The sequence below is a fragment of the Streptomyces calidiresistens genome (assembly GCF_014141525.1).
GTDB lineage: Bacteria > Actinomycetota > Actinomycetes > Streptomycetales > Streptomycetaceae > Streptomyces > Streptomyces calidiresistens.
In genome coordinates this window covers 1-4,641 of record NZ_VKHS01000442.1, presented here as the reverse complement: position 1 = coordinate 4,641, position 4,641 = coordinate 1, and the positions used below count along the sequence as shown (strand labels likewise).

Below are 4,641 nucleotides of genomic sequence, written 5' to 3'. Positions count from 1 at the left end.
GCGGGGGGATCGCCGAGGAATCGATGGGCGGTGGAGGGACCTCCGATGTCCCGCCCCGGCCCTCCGCTCCGGGGGCGCGTCCATTAAGAAATTATCGCCCACTCATTCGAGTGAGAGTGATGGATGTGAGTCGTCGTCGAGGGTTATGGTCCTTTCGGCCATCAGGGGGAATCCCCGACCCGGCCGGGAGGGGAACCCGGCGGGGCGCGAGCGACCGGAAGGGCGGGTTTCCCGATGCATCAAAGTTCGAATGATTTTCCCATCGGAAAGACCGGCGAGATCGACGCGTCGGACAAGACCGATGAGGTGGACGAGGGCGGCGAAATGGAAGGGATGGACGAGGTGTATTACCTCCGGGCGCGCCCTTCGGAGGACCTCGTCCGACTGGCGAAGGAGTTGGTCGGGAAGGCACCCAACCTTCTGGCCCTCGGCGTCGCCGCGTACATCCGTTGCCTGCCCGCGGGAGCGCCGGCGGACCTCGACGCGCTGGATGCCCGGTTCGAGGAGAGCCGTGCCGAGTTGGAGGTGGCGTTGCGGGACGCGAGGAGCGCGGGGCTCCTCGACCGCTGAGCGGCGCGGCTTCCACCCCCCTGTCGCGTTCCACGGCCGCACGCGGGCGTTCGGCGCCCCGGAAGCGCCTCGGACCGGAGCGGCTTCGCCGATTCCCACCCCTTCGTCGCCTCCGCTGCCCGGGCTCGGCGAATCAGGGGCATGGTGATCAGGATCGGAGAAGCGTTTCCCCGGGTTTCCGTCCAGCATGGAGGTCCGTCGGGGTCGCGGGGGTTCCGGGATCGGTCGAGCGTCCGGGCGGGGGCGGTGGGAACGCCGGCAGTCGGGTCCGGATCCGTGTGTCGCCGTCCCCTTCCGGGGCCGGCGTCGTTCCCGGCGGGTATCCGTGCGGTCCAGCGCTTCTCGGGAGACATGAGATGGCCTTTTCGCTCGATGTGGTGAACTTCGGTGTGCCGGAGCCGGCGAGTGCACGGGAGTTCTACGCCGCCACCCTTTCGCCCACCGTCGAGGACCACGACCGGTACGTGGATCTGGACCTGAACGGGGCCGGACACCTCGCCCTGTACGACGTCGAGGCACTCGCCGCCGAGGTGGGCGCGGGGTCGGAGCCCGTGGCGGCGGGCTTCCGCGGTTACGTGATGACCTTCATCGTCAACCAACCCACCGAGGTCCGGAGCGCGGTGGACACCGCCGTCCGAGGTGGTGCGGAGCTCCTCAAGCCGGCGAAGAAGGCGCTGTTCGGGGCCTTCTCCGGGGTCTACCGGACTCCGGACGGTGCCGTGTGGAAGGTGGCGGCGGCCACCTCCAAGGACAAGGGGCCCGCGACCGGGCCCGCGGTGCCCACCGAGACCTCCGCCCTCCTGGGCGTGGCCGACATGAAGGCCGCCAAGGCCTTCTACGAGGCCCTGGGCATGAGGACCGACCGGGACTACAAGCACTACGCCGACTTCCACCCGGGCCCGGGGGCGTGCCGTCTGGGCCTGATGCCCCGACGGACCCTCGCGAAGGACGTGGGTGTGGAGGACGGGGACGCCGGCGGTTTCCCCGCCGTGGTCCTGCACCATCGGGCCGCCTCCCGCGAGGAGGTCGACGCGACCCTGAAGGCGGCGACCGCGCACGGCGGCCGGGCCGCCGGCGGGGCCCGCGAGAGCGCGGACGGGTACGCCGCGCACTTCACCGACCCCGACGGCTTCCCCTGGAAGGTCACCGCCGCCTGATGCCCCGGCCGCCCCGGGGTGGTCGGGTCCGCGAACCCGGCCGCCCCGGGCCGCCGGGCCGGCCGTCCCGGCTCAGGGGGTGGTGAGGACGACGAGCCGCCGGGTCGCGCGGGTCATGGCGACGTAGCGGTCCACGGCTCCCGTGACACCGGGCCCGAACTCCTCCGGGTCGATCAGGACGACCAGGTCGAACTCCAATCCCTTCGACAAGGGAGGGCTCAGCGCCCGCACCCGGGGCGACGGTGCCCGGAAGCCCGCCCGGAAGTCGGCGTCACCGATGACACAGACGGTGCCCTCGGTGTGTTCGGCGAGCCAGTCGGAGAGGAGCGCGTCCAACTCCCCGACGGCGCCGTGGACGACGGGGGCGCCGCCGCGCCGGATGGAGGTCGGCACGTTGGCGTGCGGGATCACGGCCCGGATGACCGGCTCCGCCTCCGCCATGATCTCCTCCGGGGTGCGGTAGTTGACGCCCAGCGAGGCCGTCTCGATCCGGTCGAACCCGACCCGCTCCAGCCGTTCTTGCCACGACTCGGTGAAGCCGTGCCGGGCCTGGGCGCGGTCCCCGACGATGGTGAAGCTCCGGGACGGACAGCGCGAGAGCAGCATCCGCCACTCGGCATCGGTGAGGTCCTGAGCCTCGTCCACCACGATGTGGGCGAACGGTCCGGCGAGCCGGTCGGGTTCGGTGTCGGGCAGGGCATTCCCGTCGACCAGGGCGTCCCGCAGGTCCCGACCGTGCAGCATCGTCACCGCCCCCTCGCCGTCGGGGTCGGAGGCGATGACGTGGTCGATGACCTCGGCCATCCGCTCGCGTTCGCCGGCGAGGGCGGCCTCGCGCCGGCGGCGGATCCGGGCCGCCCGGGGGTCGCCGAGCCGGCGCCGGGCGGCGTCCAGCAGCGGCAGGTCGGACACCGTCCAGGCCCGGGGATCCGCGCGGCGCAACGCCCGCACCTCCTCGGCGGTGAGCCACGGCGCGCACAACCGCAGGTAGGCGGGCACGGTCCACAGGTCACCGACCAGATCGGTCGGCTCGATCAGCGGCCAGGACCGGCGCAGGACCTCGACCACCTCCCGGTCCCGCCACAGCGTCCGGACGAACTCCTCCGGCGGGACATCGAGGTCGTTCCGCTCCACGAGGATCTCGGCGAGTTCCTCCATGATCCGCTCCCGCGCCTCGTTGTGCGGGGTGCCCGGCCCCGGCGCGGCGAACGCCTCGGCCCAGTCCTCGGCGGTCACCGGGACGTCCACCGGGTCGCCGGCGACGGTCACCTCCTCGGTGGGCGGCTCCTCGTACACGGCGACGGCCGTCTCGATCGCCCCGACCATGGCGGCGGAGGACTTCAGCCGTGCCACCCCGGGGTCCGGCTCGATCGGCGCGTCGGCTCCCTCGGGGACGAGGTCGCGCAGGGTGCGGGTCAGCACGCCCTCCTCGCCGAGGCCGGGCAGGATGTCGGCGACGTAGGCGAGGTAGGGCTGGTGCGGGCCGACGAACAGCACGCCGCCGGACCGCCGCCGCCCGATCCGGGGGTCGGCGTACAGGAGGTGGGCGGAGCGGTGCAGGGCGACGACCGTCTTGCCCGTTCCCGGGCCCCCTTCCACGACCAGCGCGCCCCGGGAGCCCGCCCGGATGACGGCGTCCTGCTCGGCCCCGATGGTGGCCAGCACGTCCCGCATCCGGGGCGACCGGCTCGCGCCCAGCTCGGCGAGGAAGGCGGACTGGTCGTCGAGTGCGGCGTGCCCCGCGAGTCCTTCGAGTCCCTCGGTGGTGAACACCTCGTCCCGGTAGTCGCCGATCCGGCCCGAGGTCCAGCGGTACCGGCGGCGGCTCGTCAGTCCCATCGGGTTGGCCCGGGTGGCGGCGAAGAACGGCTCGGCGGCCGGGGAGCGCCAGTCGACCAGCAGTCGCTTCCCCTCGCCGTCGGTGAGGCCGAGCCGCCCGATGTACACCGGCCCGGAGCCGTCCGCCGGCACGACGCGGCCCAGGCACAGGTCGAGGCCGAAGCGGCGCAGGGTGCGCAGGCGGGAGGTCAGGCGGTGGATCTCCGCGTCCCGGTCCATCGCCGCCCGGCCGACGCCGCCGGGTGCCCGGCGTTCGGCGGCGAGGCGGTCGGACAGGTCGGTGATCGTCTCCTCCAGGGTGCGGGCGATGGCCGCGAAGTGCCGCTCGTCGTCGGCGATCAGCGCGGGATCGGCCTTGGCGGAGAGCCGGTCGGGCAGGTCGAACACGTCGGTGGTCGGAGCGGTGATGCCACCTGCTCCCCCACCCCGCCGTCCTTCCGACCGTTCCCCGGGCTGTTCCCCCGGTGTGCCCCCGGCTCGGGCGTCGGCGCGCCCCGGGTGAGTCGACAAACGTGTACGCATGGCGCGTACCCCCCAATTTCCGCAGGTTCCGGCGTGGACCGGTGATTCTGCGGCATCCCCGGGGCCTTGCCGCAAGGCCCCGGGTGCGCTATAGGTTGAGAGTGGCGAGGGAAACGTGCTCCCTCGCCTTCGTCGTTCCCGCCCGTTCCGGGCGGGTGAGGGCGCGGCGGGGGCCGCCGCTGCTCCTCGACCTCCCGGTGAGCCGGGGAGACGGTTCCGCCCCGGCGCGGGGAAGCACGCTTCCGGGCACCGGGGCGGGCGGGGTTCAGGAGTGGTTCCAGCGCTGACCGTCGTCACGGACCTTGCAGTGGATCATCCGGCCGTTGGCGTCGTGGGTGGACATGCCCACGTGCGCGTTGGCGCAGAACTGTCCGGCCCTGTAGCAGTTGCCCGCCGGGGACATCAGCTCGCACTGTCCGTTCCAACCGCCCCCTCCCGAACCGTCGCCGGTGGTGGAGCCGCCCCCACCGGTGGTGGAGCCGCCACCGTCCGAGCCGCCCGTCGTGCCCCCGCCCGAGCCGCCCCCGGTGGTGGGGTTCTCCGGCTGCGGGGG

The 4,641-nt window shown here is 73.2% G+C and carries 3 protein-coding genes and 1 pseudogene; 2 read left to right on the top strand and 2 right to left on the bottom strand.

What is annotated here, in order from left to right; all coding sequences use genetic code 11:
* The first annotated feature begins 234 nt into the window (after positions 1–234).
* Entirely contained in the window at positions 235–570 is a 336-nt protein-coding gene (locus tag FOE67_RS17205; protein ID WP_182665259.1) for a hypothetical protein, read from the top strand.
* A 356-nt stretch (positions 571–926) separates the two neighbouring features.
* Positions 927–1,727, top strand: coding sequence for a VOC family protein (locus tag FOE67_RS17200; RefSeq protein WP_182665257.1), 801 nt, complete (start codon positions 927–929; stop codon positions 1,725–1,727).
* Positions 1,728–1,799: 72 nt separating this feature from the next.
* Here FOE67_RS17200 and helR read toward each other — a convergent pair whose 3' ends face one another.
* Entirely contained in the window at positions 1,800–4,088 is a 2,289-nt protein-coding gene (gene helR / locus FOE67_RS17195; RefSeq protein ID WP_438874242.1) for an RNA polymerase recycling motor ATPase HelR, read from the bottom strand.
* Positions 4,089–4,353: 265 nt separating this feature from the next.
* A pseudogene (locus FOE67_RS17190) lies at positions 4,354–4,641 on the bottom strand (hypothetical protein); the annotation flags it as partial.

Bases quoted from the DNA above. Each gene is read 5' to 3' on its own strand.
- helR (WP_438874242.1), bottom strand. From the start codon at position 4,088: ATGCGTACACGTTTGTCGACTCACCCGGGGCGCGCCGACGCCCGAGCC.
- FOE67_RS17200 (WP_182665257.1), top strand. From the start codon at position 927: ATGGCCTTTTCGCTCGATGTGGTGAACTTCGGTGTGCCGGAGCCGGCG.
- FOE67_RS17205 (WP_182665259.1), top strand. From the start codon at position 235: ATGCATCAAAGTTCGAATGATTTTCCCATCGGAAAGACCGGCGAGATC.